We start from the raw sequence: 14,579 nt of genomic DNA on the forward strand, positions 1-14,579 counted from the left end.
CCGTACGTCGCGAGCATGCGGCGCGGCTGGCCAGGCGGGGCCGGAATACCGGCCCCGCCGAGTGTCAGGAGACGGTCGCGGCCATCGGCGCGGCAGGCAGCGGGGGCTGCGAATGCTGCCAGGCCGAGCCGTAGCGGGTGTACTGCAGCGGCGGCTCGATCGGGGTGCGCAGTTCGTCGGCGGCCGTGCGCGCCCAGAAGGGGTCCTTGAGCATTTCGCGGCCGATCAGGACGATGTCCGCGCGGCCGTTTCGAAGGATCTCCTCGGCCTGCCGCCCGCTCTCGATCAGACCGACCGCACCGGTCATGATGCCGACCTCGCGACGGATCAGCTCGGCGGCGGGAACCTGGTAGTTCGGGTAGGAAGCGACCTTCACCGGCGCGATCCCTCCTGAGGAGGCATCGATCAGGTCGACGCCCTGCTCCTTCAGCCAGCGGCCGTAGATGACGAAGTCCTCGGGGGTGTTGCCGCCCTCGGTGTAGTCCGTGGAGGAGATGCGGACGAAGAGCGGGCCGTCCCATTCGCCGCGTACGGCGTCGATGACCTCGCGCACGATCCGGTAGCGGTTCTCGTGGCTGCCGCCGTATCGGTCAGTGCGCTGGTTGGCCAGCGGAGACAGGAACTCGTTGAGCAGGTAGCCGTGAGCCGCATGCACCTCGATCACGTCGAAGTCGGCCTCTTTCGCCCGCAGGGCTGCCTTACGGAAGGCATCGACGACATCCTTGATGCCCTCGACGGTCAGCGCTTCCGGCGTGCGTGATTCGGCGCTAAACGGAATCGCCGAAGGAGCCACCGGGGTGAAGGCGTCGACGGCGATCTGCCGGCCGGCGTGGCCGATCTGCGCACCAGCCTTCGCTCCGAAGCTCTTGATCGTCCCGGCCAGGCGGGCGAGCCCCTCGATGTGCTCGTCATCCCAGATACCCAGGTCGCCCGGTCCGATGGGGCCGTTGGGCAGCACGGCGGCCGTCTCGAGCATCACCAGGCCGGCACCGCCGAGTGCGCGCGCCCCGTAATGCACGAGGTGGAAGTCCGACACACGGCCCTGCTCGTCGGCCGAGTGCATACACATGGGAGACATCGCAATTCGGTTACGGAATTCGGTGCCACGGATTGTGATCGGCTCATACAGCATTGCGGACAAGGGGGTCTCCAATTTCGAGTGTGGATCGGTACGAGCCTAGGAGGTATGAGCAGGCCATGCCAGTACGCACATTTATTGCCGGTACTGACAAAAATGTAAGTGCTGCTGCGCTGTCACTTCGATCTCACCGATGGCGCGGGATTCCAGGGTAGGTCTCGGAGTCCTAGGCATGGGGGGGCCGGGATAACGGGCCATCGGATGGCGCGTGGACTGGTTGACTTGGTAGTGCGGTAAGGGCGCTTGAAGAGAGCGGAAAGCGATTCCTTTTGTCCGTTTCTCCTATGGTCTTCGGCCTGAATCACTAGGGAGGAATGTTCAAGCGGGCTCGTCGGCCGCATCCGCCCGACCGCACGAACTGAAAGGAGCAATGCTGTGACCGCCAACGACCCCTTCGCTCGCCTTCCCGAGGCAGCGGCCTTCACTGTCACCAGCACTACTGTCGCCGATGGTGCGGCGTGGCCCCCTGAGCAATTCTCCGGGGTTTTCGGGGTGCCCGGCGGCAAGGACGTCTCTCCGCAACTGTCGTGGAGCGGCGCACCCGAGGGCACCAAGAGCTACGCCGTGACGGTGTACGACCCTGACGCGCCGACCGGCTCCGGCTTCTGGCACTGGGCGGTCGCCGACATCCCGGCCTCCGTCACCGAGCTGCCCGAGGGCGCCGGCGACGACAGCGGCGCAGGCCTGCCCGGGGGCGCCTTCCAGCTCCCGAACGACGCCCGTGCGGCCCGTTTCATCGGCGCGGCCCCGCCGGCCGGGCACGGTCCGCACCGCTACTTCGTCGTGGTGCATGCCCTTGATGTCGAGTCGATCGGCGTTCCCGCCGAGGCCACCCCCGCTTTCCTCGGCTTCAACATCGCAAGTCACATCCTCGGCCGCGCGGTCCTGATCGCCACTGCTGAGACCCCCGCCTGACGTGCACTGTGAGTGGACTCCTCGACTCCACGAGACCTCTGTCCGAATTAACGGTGTCGAGGAGTCCGCCGGCAATACGAGCGGTGGCGAGTCTCAGCGAGAGGGCGGAGCGTCATGCGTGGCCGCTTCCGGCGCGGTCCAGCTGCTCAGCAGTTGGAGGGCCCGGGCGGTTTCGGAGTTGGGTTCGACGTTATAGACGCACAACGTCTGCTCCGTGTCGCCGGGGGCCTGGAAGGACTCGTAGGAGAAGTGCAAGTCGCCCACCACCGGGTGGAAGTAGTGCTTGGCGCCGTGCGTGCGGCGCAGCACCCGGTGGTCGTTCCACCACCCCGAGAACTCGGGCGACAACAATGTCAGCTCCCCGACGAGGTCGGCCAGTTGACGGTCACTCGGGTAGCGGCCGGCTTCGAGACGCAGAATGGCTACCGTCTCCGCGGCGATCCTCTCCCAGTCGCCCACGCGCTCCCGAGCCTCAGGATCCAGGAGGTAGTAGCGGGCCAGATTGCGCCGGTTCGCGGGAAGGGCATCGAAGTCGGTGAGGACGGCTTTGGCCAAGTGGTTGGCCGCCAGAACATCGGTGCGTCGGCCGAGGACAAAAGCCGGTACATGGGTCAGAGTGTCCAGCATCAGGTACAGGCCGGGGCGTACCCTCTGGGCACGTGCCGACGGACGCCGGGCGGTATGAGGGTTGGGCAGCAGCAGGTCGCTCAGGTGCTCGCGCTCGGATTCGTCCAGCTGGAGGGTGCGGGCCAAAGCTTCGACAACCTCGGTCGACGGATTGCTGGCGCGCCCCTGCTCCAGGCGCGTGTAGTACTCGGTACTCACCCCGGCCAGGCGTGCCACTTCGTCCCTGCGCAGGCCGGGCACGCGTCGCACCCGCCCGTCGGAAACGATCCCTGCCTGTTCGGGGGAAATGGCAGCACGACGTGAGCGGAGGAAGCCGGCGATCTCCTTACTGGGGTCCATACATCCAGTGTGAGGGCGTCGAGCTCTTTTGCGCCTGACAAAAGTGGCCCTACCGGTACCTGTCTCAGCAGGGCCATTTATGGCCCCCTGTAGGGGGCCAGGGGCTGGTGTGCTGGATACGTGCCGGAACCACTCGGCACCCCCCCACCACATTTCGTTTGGAAGGTGCACACCATGTCCACGCAGACCACCGCTCAGCCGCTCCAGGGTCGCGTCGCGGTCGTCACCGGTGCCTCCAGCGGTATCGGCGAGGCATCCGCCGAGAAGCTGGCCGCTCTCGGTGCACACGTCGTCGTTCTGGCTCGACGGGCCGACCGACTGACCGATCTGGTCGCCCGGATCGAGAAGAACGGCGGCAACGCTACGGCGATTGCCGTGGACGTCACGGACAAGGCGGCCCTCCAGGGGGCGGCCGACCGGGTCGAGGCCGAGCTGGGCGGCGCCGACCTGCTTTTGAACAACGCCGGTGTCATGCTGCCCGCCCCGATCGAGGAGCTGGCCACCGACCAGTGGCAGCAGCAGATCGACCTGAACATCACCGGCCTGATGAACGCCATCGGCGCGTTCACCCCGCAGCTGGTGAAGGCCGGTGAAGAGCGCGGTGTAGCCGACCTGATCAACACCTCGTCGATCGCGGCGCAGAACATCTTCCCCACCTTCGCGGTCTACTCCGGCACGAAGGCGTACGTCACTCACCTCTCCCGCCACCTGCGCACGGAGCTGGGCTCCAAGAACGTGCGTGTCTCGGCGATCGAGCCCGGCATCGTCGGTACTGAGCTGCAGAGCCACGTCACCGACCAGGGTGCGCTGGACTGGCTGGAGGGCTCCAAGGAGACGATGGACTGGCTCACGTCGGAGGACGTCGCGGAGACGATCGGCTTCCTGGCCGCACTGCCGCCGCGGGTGAACCTCCAGCAGGTCACGATCATGCCGACCGCCCAGGCTTCCTGACCCTCGACCGCCGGTCCGGTCTGCCCTCTTTCCATGGGGCAGGCCGGACCGGCGGAGCTGGCTGCGGATCCGCGGTTCTCGAAAGCGATGAGCAGATGCCGACCGACACCACAGACCTCGAGTGGACCGAGTTGGACCAGCGGGCCGTCGACACCGCCCGCGTCCTGGCCGCCGATGCCGTACAGAAGGTCGGTAACGGTCATCAGGGTACGGCGATGAGCCTGGCGCCTGCCGCGTACACCCTCTTCCAGAAGGTGATGCGGCACGACCCGGCCGACCCGGAGTGGGTCGGACGCGACCGGTTCGTGCTGTCCGCGGGCCACTCGTCCCTGACCCTCTACACCCAGCTCTATCTGGCCGGCTTCGGCCTTGAGCTGGACGACCTGAAGGCGTTCCGGACGTGGGGTTCGAAGACCCCGGGTCACGGGGAGTACGGTCCCGCGATGGCGTACGAGGCGCTGCGCACCTTCTCGGCACGGGAGTTGACGTTCCGCTTCGTCTCGAACGTCGACGGCGCCGACCTGCACGAGGCCGTGCGCGACCTGGACCCGGCGGAGACGCTGTTCATCGTCGCGTCCAAGACCTTCACCACGATCGAGACGATCACCAACGCCACCGCGGCCTGCTCCTGGCTGCTGGCCGGCCTCGGCGGGGACGAGACGGCCGTCGCCCGGCACTTCGTCGCGCTGTCGACGAACGCCGGGAAGGTCGCCGAGTTCGGGATCGACACGGCCAACATGCTCGAGTTCTGGGACTGGGTCGGCGGTCTCTACTCCTTCGACTCGGCGATCGGTCTGTCGTTGATGATCGCCATCGGCTCGGACCGCTTCCGGGAGATGCTCGACGGTTTCCGCATTCACAGCCACTACCTGTCCAAGTTCACCGCCTACCTCCAGCAGCTGGACATGGAGTCCACTGGCAAGTCGGTGGACCGAGACGGACACGTGTTGGGCTGGGAGACCGACCCTGTGGTGTGGGGCACGCCCAGCACCAAAGGGCAGCACGCCTACTACCAGTTGATCCACCAGGGCCAGGCGCTGGCCTTCGGCAAGACGGCCGACGAGGTGCGCGCGGGGGGTGTGCCCGAGGAGCAGGTGCCGCACCGCACCTTCACTTTCCTGGGCAACCACCCCACCACCACCACCATCCTGGCCTGCGCGCTGACCCCGTCGGCCCTCGGCCAGCTGATCGCCCTCTACGAGCACAAGGTGTTCGTCCAGGGCGCCGTCTGGAACAGCGGCTCCTTCGACCAGCGGGGCGTCGAACTCGGCAAGTTGCTGGCCAAGCGCGTCGAACCCGACCTGACCGAGGGCGCCAAGGTCCCCGGCCTCGACCTCTCCACCACCGCTCTCGTGGCCGCCTCCCGTCGGCTGGCAGGCCGCTGATGCGCGTCTATATCGGCTCCGATCACGCGGGCTACATCCTGAAGTCAGTGCTGGTCAACCGTCTGAAGGAGCTCGGCTACGAGCCGGAGGATGTCGGTCCGCACACGTACGTGGAGGCCGACGACTATCCGCTGTACATCCTCGAGACCGCCCAGCGCGTCGCGGCAGACGCCGCAAGTCTCGGCGTCGTCATCGGTGGGTCGGGCAACGGCGGGGCGATCGCCGCGAACAAGGTCAGCGGAGTCAGGGCGGCCCTGGCCTGGAGTGAGGAGACGGCCAGGCTCTGCCGCGAACACAACGGCGCGAACGTGGTCAGTATCGGCGCCCGGATGCATTCCGTGCTGGAAGCCACCCATCTGGTGGAGGTCTTCCTCAAGACGCCGTTCAGCGGAAACCTGCGCCACGCGCGCAGGATCCGGATGATCCGCGACTACGAGCTGAGGGAGAAGTGACCTGAAGAGCGCGGCAGCGCCCCGTCCCCGACCGGCCGGCCGCAGGTGACTATGAGGGTGTTGCGGCCGTCGCCATTCACCGCCGACAGCCGGAACCTGTGAGTGAATCGACGGCGTGGTGTCCGGGACTTCGGCCCGCTCAAGCAGGCTGGCGGATGATCGGCCAAGAGGCCCGGCCCGGGCCCGAAAAGAGTCGGGTCCGGCCGGTGCGGTGTCACGCCATGTCGGCCGCGCCCTGCCGAGAAGCACATGCTGCCACCGCAGTCTCACCGCTCAAACAGTACGGCCCAGGCATGGATGAGGCGGATGGTGCGCTCGACACCTTCTTCGTGCAGGTAGTGCCCGCTGCCCGGCCAGTGGTCGACCCGGGAGCCGGTGACGTGCAGGGTGCCGCGCTCCCAGGCGGCGGCCTCCGCTGACGTCCACACGGTGAGCGCGGGCTGGGTGCGCCGGCGCAGGTACGCCTCGCTGCGCGGGCGGACCCCGACCGCGCCGGGGTCGGTGTACATGCCGGCATAGGACTGGGCGACGACGTGGTCCGGGGTGCCGAGCATGGTGCGGACATGCGCGGTACGCAGTCCGGCCGGAGCCCCTGCGGAGAAGGCACCGGTGATGAAGTCGGCCGCCGCGCGGGCCCCGCGTTCCCGGTAGTGCGCAAGCCGGGCCGGGATCCCTTCCACTTCCGCTCCGTGCGCGCCGTGGGCCGGATCGAGGGCGACGACCGAATGGACGAGTTCCGGGTGCCGCACCGCGAGGAGATTGACCACCTGGCCGCCCATGGAGTGGCCCACGGCGATCACCGGCCCGGTGCCCAGGCACCCCAGCAGCGAGGCAAGGTCGTCGGCCATCTCCACCGGGGTGTTGCCTTCATCGGGTACTTCCGAGCGGCCGTGTCCGCGCAGGTCGGGGACGATCACTCGGAACCGGTCGGCCAGGGTTTCGGCGTGTACGGACCATTCCCGTCCGTCTCCGCCCCAGCCGTGCACGAGGAGCAGCGGGGCCGCCTGGTCGGGTCCGAGGACGGTGCAGAAGAGGCGGATACGTTCCAGGTCGATGAGCATCATGCCAGGCCGCCCGGGTTGGTCTGGTACGTGGCGTAGGCGAAGTCCGCGTGGACACCGGAGCCGTCGAGGTCCTGCGCCCACAGTCCCAGCATGGCTCCGGTGAAACCGAGAACCCGCAACTGCCCGTCGTGGAATTCGTCGGCGTGTTCGTCCGAGAGGACGGTGGCGTCGAGTTCGACCGGCAGCTCTCGCATCCCCCGGCCGGTGTCGTACGAGAAGCGCAGGACGGGCACGTCGAGTTCGGCGTGCAGGAGGACCGGGTGTCCGGGCTCGAGTGGGATCGTGGGCTGGTGCGCGATGAGGCGGCCGGCTTCGCAGCTCATGGCTCGCAGGAGGGGGGAGCCGTCGTCCTCGGCGGTGACGTACAGGTAGTGCCAGTTGCGGGTGTTGTAGTAGGCGGCGAGTCCGGCCAGGTGGTCGGGGGTGCGGGGGGCGAAGGTAAGACTGGTTTCGAAGGAGCAGCGTGTGGCGGTCATCCGCCGGGCGAGCAGGCTGGGGGCACGGCGGCCGACCGGTGACTGGCCGCCGCGGATGCGCAGCCGTCCGGGCGCCGGTGCGATCCAGTCCTCTGAGGCCGGGCGGCGCAGCGTGGACCAGTCGGGACCGAGGGTGGGACCCTCGAAGAGGTCGGTCGCCTGCGGGTGAAGAACGGGTGCGGGCGGGAGGGCGGGTGCCGGTACGGTGGCGGCGGGGACGGCTCCGGCGATGCGGGGCCAGCCGTCTTCGGTCCAGGCCACGGGCTGCAGCGCGGTTTCCCGGCCGAGCACGCACCGGCCCCGCTCGGTGTGCGGGCGGGCAACGATGTGGGCGGCGTACCACTGACCCGACGGCGTCTGGACCAGGGAACAGTGCCCGGCCTTCTGCAGTTCCAGGGACGGGTCGTGCCGGGAGGTCAGCAGTGGGCCGGCCGGGTCGGCTTCGTACGGGCCGTGCAGGTTCCGGGAGCGGGCCACCGCCGCGCCGTGTTCGTAGCCGGTGCCGCCTTCCGCGTGCACCAGGTAGTACCAGTGGTCCCGCCGGTAGAGGTGCGGGCCTTCCGCGACTCCGGCGGCTGTCCCGGTGGAGATGGTGCGGGGCTCGCCGAGCAGGGTGCAGGTCTTGCGGTCGTATTCCTGGATCTCGATCCCTGCGAAGCCCTCATGGTCCGGGCGCCAGTCGAAGCGCATGTTCAGCAGCCAGCTTCGTCCGTCACCGTCCTCGTCGTGGAACAGGGACACGTCGAAGCCCCGGCTGTGCAGGGGGACCGGGTCGGACCACGGGCCCTCGATCGAGGGGGCGGTGGTGACGTAGTTGGGGAGGTCCTTCCAGCCCTCCGCGTAGGTGTCGACGACGGTGAACACGAGGTGGAACAGGCCGTCCGTGTAGGACAGTCCAGGGGCCCAGATCCCGCCGGAGTCCGGGACACCCGTGAGGTCGAGCAGCCTGAGACTGTCCAGAACCCCGCCCAGCGGCCGCCAGTTGACCAGATCCCTGGAGTGGTGGATCCGGACGCCCGGATACCACTCGAAGGTGGAGGCGGCGATGTAGAAGTCGGCGCCGACCCGCAGGATCACGGGATCGGGTTCGAAGCCGCGCAGGACGGGGTTGTGGATCACGGATACTCCGCTCAGAGGGTGAACAGCAGGGTGCCGAAGCCCACGTGGTCGCACTGGAATCCGGCGCCTTCCGGCTGCAGGCGCTGGACAGCGGTATAGGTCCAGGGAGTGGGCAGGCTGCGGCGCTTGACGTAGTGGTTGAAGGCCATCTCGTAGATCGGGCGCAGGTTGCCGCGCTCGATGGTGGAGATCGAGTTGAAGGTGAGTTTGCAGGAGCCCCACACGGTGTACGGGACGTCGTTTCCGGTGTTGTACTTCGCGGTGTACTCGAAGCCGGCCAGCAGCCGGTTGCCGGAGGCGCTGTAGAGGTCCTGGCCCTGGACCCAGGCGATCTCGCAGGCCTCGGCCATGCTGCCCAGGATGAGCTGGGTGTGGGCCTGGTCACGGCCGCTGTCCACGCACTGGCCGGTGTCCATGAGCACCCTGCTGATCCTGCAGCAGGTGTGGTTGTAGAAGGCGTCGACGGCGGCGTTGTAGACGGACGTGTCGTTGGTGAACACCCCCATGGCCATCATGGCCTTGATGCAGTTGGTGCCCCATCCGGCGTCGCCGAATGTGTTGATCAGCGGGATGAAGACGTTCTTGAACAGGTTCTCGGTCTGGGTGATCTCGGCCGCCGACCAGCTGCCGGCCGGCGCGGTGTAGCGCATCAGCTCGGCAGCTGCCGCGAGCTTGAACCCGTAGATGGAGGCGGCGAGTTGGGCGTCCTTGCCGGTGATGGAGGTGAGGGTGGAGGACCAGGCCTTGATGATCTGCAGGGCCTTGGTGGCGTGTGCGGTCGTCCCGGTCAGGTTCCACATGAGGGCGTTCTGGTAGGCCGCGTTGCAGTCGTTCCAGAACTCCCAGTTGTGCACCTCGGTGGTGCCCCGGTCGACCGAGGCGAACGGGCCCAGCATCGTGTACGTCGACTGAGAGTACTGGTCGGCCTTGAACACATTCCAGCCGCTCAGCCAGGGCTCGGTGCCGGCCGCGATCCGGGTCTTCATGCGCTGGATGTCGGAGAGCTTGTGCAGCACACCGGGGTGGATGACGGAGGTGATGGCGTCGGCCTCGGGGGTGAGGGCGACGCCCGTCGCAGCGGCTGCGGTGCCTATGGCGGTGATCTGCAGGAAGCGACGGCGGCTGGGGGAGCCGGGCGTGGGGGAGTGCGGCTCGGTCATGCGTTTTCCTCTTTCACTCGTCGTTGAGTGGCGGTGGGGGGAGAGCGCGCGTAGTGGCGGGTGGGGGAGCCGTGCGGTCGTCCGGCTCCCCCTTCAGATCAGTCGCCCTTTCGACGGCCCCGGTAGAGCACGAGCGTGCTGAGCGGGCCGACCGTGGGGCGCTGTCCGGCGCCGATCGTCTTTCCCGTGGCCAGGTCGCGAGCCGGTCCGAAGTCCTGGCGGGCGGGCATGGTGAAGGTCCTGTCCGTGCTGGTATTCATGGCGATCAGGTAGTCGCCGTACTCGCACAGGTAGAAGGGCGCACGGCCGACGAGCATGGTCTCCACGCCCTCGAAGTGCACGCCCAGCGCCGGGTCCGGCACGTCGGCGGGGACGGGGGCGAGGTGGTAGACGTCGCCCTCCTGCGACTGGTGGACGGTGTCACCCGGCGGCGGGAAGCCGCCCGGCGGGATGTGCCCGGCCCCGGGGTCGTTGATGGCGTAGTCCCACAGGATCCAGTCCTTCGCGGTGAAGGTGTCGTCGGTGGTGCCGGCGGAACGCTGGCGGACCGTCGCGGAGCGCTGGTCGGTGGGGGTGAGGTGGTGGATGCGGGCGTAGTTGTTGACGCCCTGGCGGGCCCGCCAGTAGAGGGAGGCGAAGAGGACTTCCTGGCCGTTCTTGACGGCGAGGCAGCCGTTCTCCTCGTCGGTGAGGACGAAGTCGGGCTGGTCCCATGCCGTGGGTATGCGGCCGGGGCGGCTCGGGAGGGACTGGTAGGTGTCCCAGTCGCGAGAGGCCAGGCGCAGGGCTGCGAGCCCGACCCGGGTCCACGTGTGGTTGATGAGCAGGTCCAGCTGCCGGTAGAACTGGCCGTCGGCGACCATCTCCTGGGTCCAGCCGATGATGTCGGGGTCCTTGAAGACTGCGGCCGACATCACGGGGTGGGAGTCCCAGGCGGTGCGGGAGGCGTAGGCGACCTCTCCGGGGTAGACCTCGTTGCGCCAGCCGATGACGGTCTCGATGCGGGAGATGCGGGCGCCGGTCTCGTCGACGTCGACCACCCGGAAGCTGCCGCGCGCCTTGATCATCTTGACCATCTGCTCGCGCAGTTCGGGCGCGTCCTGGCCCTTGTAGCCGCGGGTGACGGACTCGTACATCATGACCAGCCAGTCGATGACCTCGCCGTAGTTGCCCACGTATCCGAGCTCACGGGTGAGACCGGCCTTGGTGACTTGGCGGTAGCTCTCGCCCAGCGGCTTGGTCGGGTTGCCGTCCTTGTCCTCGGGGCCGAGGTAGGGCGTCATGCCGAGCGACTGGTACATGTAGCTGCGGGCCTTGTCCTCCGGCAGGGCCTGGTCCGGGGCGAGCAGGCTCAGGCCGCGGTTGGCCTGGTAGATGCCGATGGCGCAGATCTGCGTCTGGTTGCTGTAGTGCGGGAAGTGCTGGCGCCAGTAGTCCCGGCTGGACGTCAGCATGTCGATGTAGGCGTCGCGGCGGAGGGGCTGCACGGGCGTGCCGTTGCCCGCCGGCACGACGACGGTGACGTCGTCGAACCAGGCCGTGCCGGGGCCGGACAGGCGCAGGTGCATCTCCATCTGGGTGGCGCCGTCGGGGACGGTCAGGTCGATGGAGACGTAACTCCAGTCGTGGGTGCCGGTGGCGGCGAACTGGCGGTGGTCGCTGCCGACGAGCTTGCCGCTCGAGTCGAAGAACAGCGGGTCGATATGGGCGCCGGTCCCGGTGACGCTGTCGGTTTTGATCCAGGCGCCGAAGGTGTACGTGCCCTTGCCGACACGGGTCTTGGGGGAGGAGAAGACGGTGATGAAGCCGTTGGAAGCGGTCGCGGAGACCTTCAGGGAGGCCGATCCGGAGCGGGCGACGGTGGTGTCCCGGGACCAGTTGGCGTCAGCTGTCCTTCCCCAGCCCGGCACCTCCCAGCCTATGGGGGTGCTCGCGCCCTCCTCGAAACTGGGGTTGCTGATGTCGTACGGCGACCCGGTCACCTTCTGGTCCAGTCGGTTGCCCAGGCGCTCCCAGAGCAGCGCCAGCACCAGGCCGGCCCGGCCCAGGCCCTGCCACTGCTGGTCGGAGCCGGTCAGGACGGTGGAGTTCGCCTTCCAGGCCGTGTAGCGGCCGTCGAGGGCGCGCAGCACCCGTTCCAGGGCCGCGGGGTTCTGGTAGGCGGGGCTGCCGGACCAGAGGTAGCCCTCGGCGAGGGACTGGATGGCCCAGAAGTCCATGCTGGCGGGGTTGGCGGTGGTCAGGTAGTAGTTCTGGTCCTTGGCGACGCGCTTGCGCACGGCGTCGAGCACGTCGGGTCCTTCCACCGTGCGGGGCACCGGTGTCGGGGCCGGGCCCTGCGCCTCGCCCTTGGGCGGGATGAAGTACGGCTCGGTGTGTGTGTAGAGCCGGTAGATGCCGCGCGAGGGCGTCGTCATCTTGTAGAAGAGCTGGGCCTGGTTCTGGCCGTAGGACCAGATGCGGCCCATCGACCGGATCTCCAGCGTCACCGTCTTCTTGCCGGCCGTCATCTTCTCCGGCAGCGGCAGGGTGTGGAAGAAGAACCGGCCGGGCGTGCGCGGGGCGGTGTCGAGGATGTCGAGGGAGTCGACGGCGCCCTCGTCCTGGTAGCCGATCTGCAGTCCGTCGCAGAACAGCTGGAGCCGCCACATGTTCGTGCCGGAGCCCGCGCTCGGCGAGGTCGGGTCGTGGTCGTCGCCCCACAGCCGCACGGTGACGTAGGTGGTGCCGGTCGGGCTGACGGCGACGTCGAACTTCAGGGTGCCGCCCCAGTAGGTCGCCGGCTCCGTCGGGTTGAGGATCCTCGCCTTCTGGCCCAGCCCGCCGGTGACGGTGTCGGAGAGGGCAGCGGTGAGATGGTGCGCCGTCTCCGACTCGTCGTTACCGAAGACAACGATGTCCAAAGGCTTGCAGACGCTCTCCTGCCACGAGGCGCCGTCGGGCGTTTCCGCCGCGGCGGCGGAAGGGAAGTTCAGCAGGCCGAGGCCGGCTGCGGCGACACCGGTGGTCCCGGCGTACTTGAGAACGTCACGTCTTCTGGGTGCGTTGGGCACGGCTGTTCCTTTACTTGAGGCTGCCCATGAGGATTCCGCTGCGCCAGTACTTCTGGAGCGCGAACATGAAGACCGCGAGCGGAACGATCGACAGCAGGGACCCGGTGAGGACGAGGGTGTTCATGTCGCGGGCGGTCTGGGCCTGCTGGAGCCAGGAGTACAGACCCAGACTCACGGGGAAGGTCCGCTCGCCGGTGAGCATGAACAGCGGGAGGAAGAAGTTGTTCCAGATGTCGATGAAGACGAGCATGAAGATGGTGATGCCGCCGGTCCGCATCAGACGCAGCGCGACCGACCAGAAGATCCGCAGTTCACCGGCGCCGTCGAGACGAGCCGCCTCCATCAGTTCGCTGGGGATGGAGCTGTCTGCGTACACCTTGCCCAGGTAGACCCCGAACGGATTGATGAAGTAGGGGACGAGCACCGACCAGATGGTGTTGGTCAGGCCGATCTGGGCGAAGACGAGATAGAGCGGGAAGGCCAGCAAGGTGCTCGGCAGCAGCGAGGCACCGACGATGACCGCGAAGAGAGCGCCCCGGCCTCGGAAGTCGAACTTCGACAGTCCGTAGCCGGCGGCGAGCGAGACCAGGGTGGATCCGGCCGCGCCGAGAGTGGAGTAGAGGATCGAGTTGCCGATCCAGCGGGCGAACACTCCGTCGTGGTAGGTCCAGATGCCCTGGAGGTTGTCCATCAGATGGTTGGCGGAGAACCACAGACCGAAGGTGGAGTACAAGTCCGTTTGATTCTTGGTCGCGGAGACGATCAGGAACCAGGTCGGGGCGAGCGCGTAGATCAGGAAGAGAACCAGCATGCCGGTGGTGAGCACCACGGCGCGGCGAGTGGGGCGCACGCCGCCCCCGGAAGCGACAGCGCTCATGACATCTTCCTGTTCGTGACACGGTAGAAGACGAAGGCGAGGATCCCGGTGACCACGGCCAGGACCAGCGATTCGGCGGCGGCGTACTGGTAGTCGCCGGTCTTGAACGCCTTGTCGTAGATTTCCATCATCGGAGTGAAGTCGGTGTTGATCGACTCCGGCGCGATCTGCCGGAGCATGAGCGGTTCGGCGAACAGCTGGAGCCTGCCGATCAGGGAGAACATGCCGGTCAGCACCAGGATCCCGGTGATGTTGGGAACCTTGATCGACCAGGCGATCCGCCACTCTCTCGCCCCGTCCAACCGGGCCGCCTCGTACAGCTCGCGAGGTAGCGCCTGCAGCGAGGCGGAGATCAAGATCATGTTGAAGCCGATTCCCTGCCAGGTCAGCAGGTTGCCCAGCGAGAGATAAGTGTTCAGACCGCCGAAGAACTCGACGTCTGTGCCTGCCCGCTGCGCGAGGTCGAGCAGCGGGCTGCCGGTCGGGCTGTACAGGAACAGCCACATCACGGTGGACACCACTGCGGGCACCACGTAAGGGATGAGAAGCGCCGCTCGGAAGAACCGGACCGCGCGGGCGGCCACTCCGTCAAGGAGCAGAGCGAGAAACAGGGCCAAGCCCAGCATCACCATGATCTGCGCCGTACCGAACAACAGGGTGCGCAGCATGCTCGACCAGAAGTCGCTGTCACCGAGGATGGAGGAGAAGTTGGAGAAGCCGGTGAAGACGACCCGAGTGGGGCCGAAGCCCAGACCGCTGCTCTTCTTCTCCCGCAGGCTCTGGCTGAACGCGTAGCCGATCGGTACGACATAGGTGGCCAGGAAGCCCAGCAGGAAGGGGAGTGCGAACAGCACTCCCTTGTGGGCTCCCCGGCTCCCGGCCCGGCGGGGGGAGGACCGCCGGGCCGGGGAGTCGGAGGCGACCTTGCGCGGTCGCGTCAGGGTGGACACGGGATGACTCCAGGTGAGGTGTGCCGGCAGTCTCCGTCCGGGCCGGACGTCGTTGCCGAAAGATCGGCCGGGG

General features: G+C 67.7%; 11 protein-coding genes and 1 pseudogene. 4 read left to right on the top strand and 8 right to left on the bottom strand.

The features are described from left to right. Positions 1 to 64: 64 nt before the first annotated feature. Positions 65 to 1,141, bottom strand: a complete 1,077-nt coding sequence (gene namA / locus ABZ928_RS19870) for an NADPH dehydrogenase NamA (protein WP_361520273.1) — start codon at positions 1,139 to 1,141, stop codon at positions 65 to 67. A 372-nt stretch (positions 1,142 to 1,513) separates the two neighbouring features. On the opposite strand from namA, the gene ABZ928_RS19875 reads away from it, so the two are divergent. After that, positions 1,514 to 2,053 carry a YbhB/YbcL family Raf kinase inhibitor-like protein gene (locus tag ABZ928_RS19875; RefSeq protein ID WP_361520276.1) on the top strand — a complete coding sequence of 180 codons (540 nt, stop codon included), beginning with the start codon at positions 1,514 to 1,516 and terminating at the stop codon, positions 2,051 to 2,053. Positions 2,054 to 2,146: 93 nt separating this feature from the next. On the opposite strand, the gene ABZ928_RS19880 is transcribed toward ABZ928_RS19875, so the two are convergent. Next, positions 2,147 to 3,019, bottom strand: a complete 873-nt coding sequence (locus tag ABZ928_RS19880; RefSeq protein WP_361520279.1) for a helix-turn-helix transcriptional regulator — start codon at positions 3,017 to 3,019, stop codon at positions 2,147 to 2,149. Between the two features lie 174 nt (positions 3,020 to 3,193). On the opposite strand from ABZ928_RS19880, the gene ABZ928_RS19885 reads away from it, so the two are divergent. The 3 genes and pseudogenes from ABZ928_RS19885 to ABZ928_RS19895 all read left to right on the top strand — a co-directional run bounded on the left by ABZ928_RS19885 (position 3,194) and on the right by ABZ928_RS19895 (position 5,807). Continuing rightward, the gene (locus ABZ928_RS19885; protein ID WP_361520282.1) at positions 3,194 to 3,970 is read left to right on the top strand and encodes an SDR family oxidoreductase; all 777 of its coding nucleotides are present in this window, start codon (positions 3,194 to 3,196) and stop codon (positions 3,968 to 3,970) included. A gap of 146 nt (positions 3,971 to 4,116) precedes the next feature. Beyond that, positions 4,117 to 5,355: pseudogene (locus ABZ928_RS19890) on the top strand (hypothetical protein); the annotation flags it as partial. Further along, positions 5,355 to 5,807 carry a ribose-5-phosphate isomerase gene (locus ABZ928_RS19895; protein WP_361520285.1) on the top strand — a complete coding sequence of 151 codons (453 nt, stop codon included), beginning with the start codon at positions 5,355 to 5,357 and terminating at the stop codon, positions 5,805 to 5,807. The pseudogene ABZ928_RS19890 and the gene ABZ928_RS19895, both read left to right, overlap by 1 nt. A gap of 266 nt (positions 5,808 to 6,073) precedes the next feature. Here ABZ928_RS19895 and ABZ928_RS19900 read toward each other — a convergent pair whose 3' ends face one another. The 6 genes from ABZ928_RS19900 to ABZ928_RS19925 form a co-directional block, all read right to left on the bottom strand. Further along, entirely contained in the window at positions 6,074 to 6,871 is a 798-nt protein-coding gene (locus ABZ928_RS19900; protein WP_361520288.1) for an alpha/beta hydrolase, read from the bottom strand. Beyond that, a complete protein-coding gene (locus tag ABZ928_RS19905; protein WP_361520291.1) occupies positions 6,868 to 8,466 on the bottom strand; it encodes a glycoside hydrolase family 43 protein in 1,599 nt (532 codons plus the stop codon). Before ABZ928_RS19905 ends, ABZ928_RS19900 begins: the two co-directional genes overlap by 4 nt. A gap of 11 nt (positions 8,467 to 8,477) precedes the next feature. Then, positions 8,478 to 9,626, bottom strand: coding sequence for an alginate lyase family protein (locus ABZ928_RS19910; RefSeq protein WP_361520294.1), 1,149 nt, complete (start codon positions 9,624 to 9,626; stop codon positions 8,478 to 8,480). A 98-nt stretch (positions 9,627 to 9,724) separates the two neighbouring features. Next, positions 9,725 to 12,679: a Tat pathway signal sequence domain protein gene (locus tag ABZ928_RS19915; RefSeq protein ID WP_361520297.1), complete on the bottom strand. Its 2,955-nt coding sequence runs from the start codon at positions 12,677 to 12,679 to the stop codon at positions 9,725 to 9,727. Positions 12,680 to 12,689: 10 nt separating this feature from the next. Next, on the bottom strand, positions 12,690 to 13,556 hold the full coding sequence (locus ABZ928_RS19920) for a carbohydrate ABC transporter permease (RefSeq protein ID WP_361520300.1): 867 nt from the start codon (positions 13,554 to 13,556) through the stop codon (positions 12,690 to 12,692). After that, positions 13,553 to 14,506, bottom strand: coding sequence for a sugar ABC transporter permease (locus ABZ928_RS19925; RefSeq protein ID WP_361520303.1), 954 nt, complete (start codon positions 14,504 to 14,506; stop codon positions 13,553 to 13,555). Before ABZ928_RS19925 ends, ABZ928_RS19920 begins: the two co-directional genes overlap by 4 nt. Positions 14,507 to 14,579: the final 73 nt, after the last annotated feature.

The organism is Streptomyces sp. NPDC046909 (assembly GCF_040644695.1).
Classification (GTDB): domain Bacteria; phylum Actinomycetota; class Actinomycetes; order Streptomycetales; family Streptomycetaceae; genus Streptomyces.

Excerpts from the sequence above, each read along its gene's own strand:
- ABZ928_RS19880 (WP_361520279.1), bottom strand. The coding sequence starts at position 3,019 with ATGGACCCCAGTAAGGAGATCGCCGGCTTCCTCCGCTCACGTCGTGCT.
- ABZ928_RS19895 (WP_361520285.1), top strand. The coding sequence starts at position 5,355 with ATGCGCGTCTATATCGGCTCCGATCACGCGGGCTACATCCTGAAGTCA.
- ABZ928_RS19910 (WP_361520294.1), bottom strand. The coding sequence starts at position 9,626 with ATGACCGAGCCGCACTCCCCCACGCCCGGCTCCCCCAGCCGCCGTCGC.
- ABZ928_RS19885 (WP_361520282.1), top strand. The coding sequence starts at position 3,194 with ATGTCCACGCAGACCACCGCTCAGCCGCTCCAGGGTCGCGTCGCGGTC.
- ABZ928_RS19900 (WP_361520288.1), bottom strand. The coding sequence starts at position 6,871 with ATGATGCTCATCGACCTGGAACGTATCCGCCTCTTCTGCACCGTCCTC.
- ABZ928_RS19920 (WP_361520300.1), bottom strand. The coding sequence starts at position 13,556 with ATGAGCGCTGTCGCTTCCGGGGGCGGCGTGCGCCCCACTCGCCGCGCC.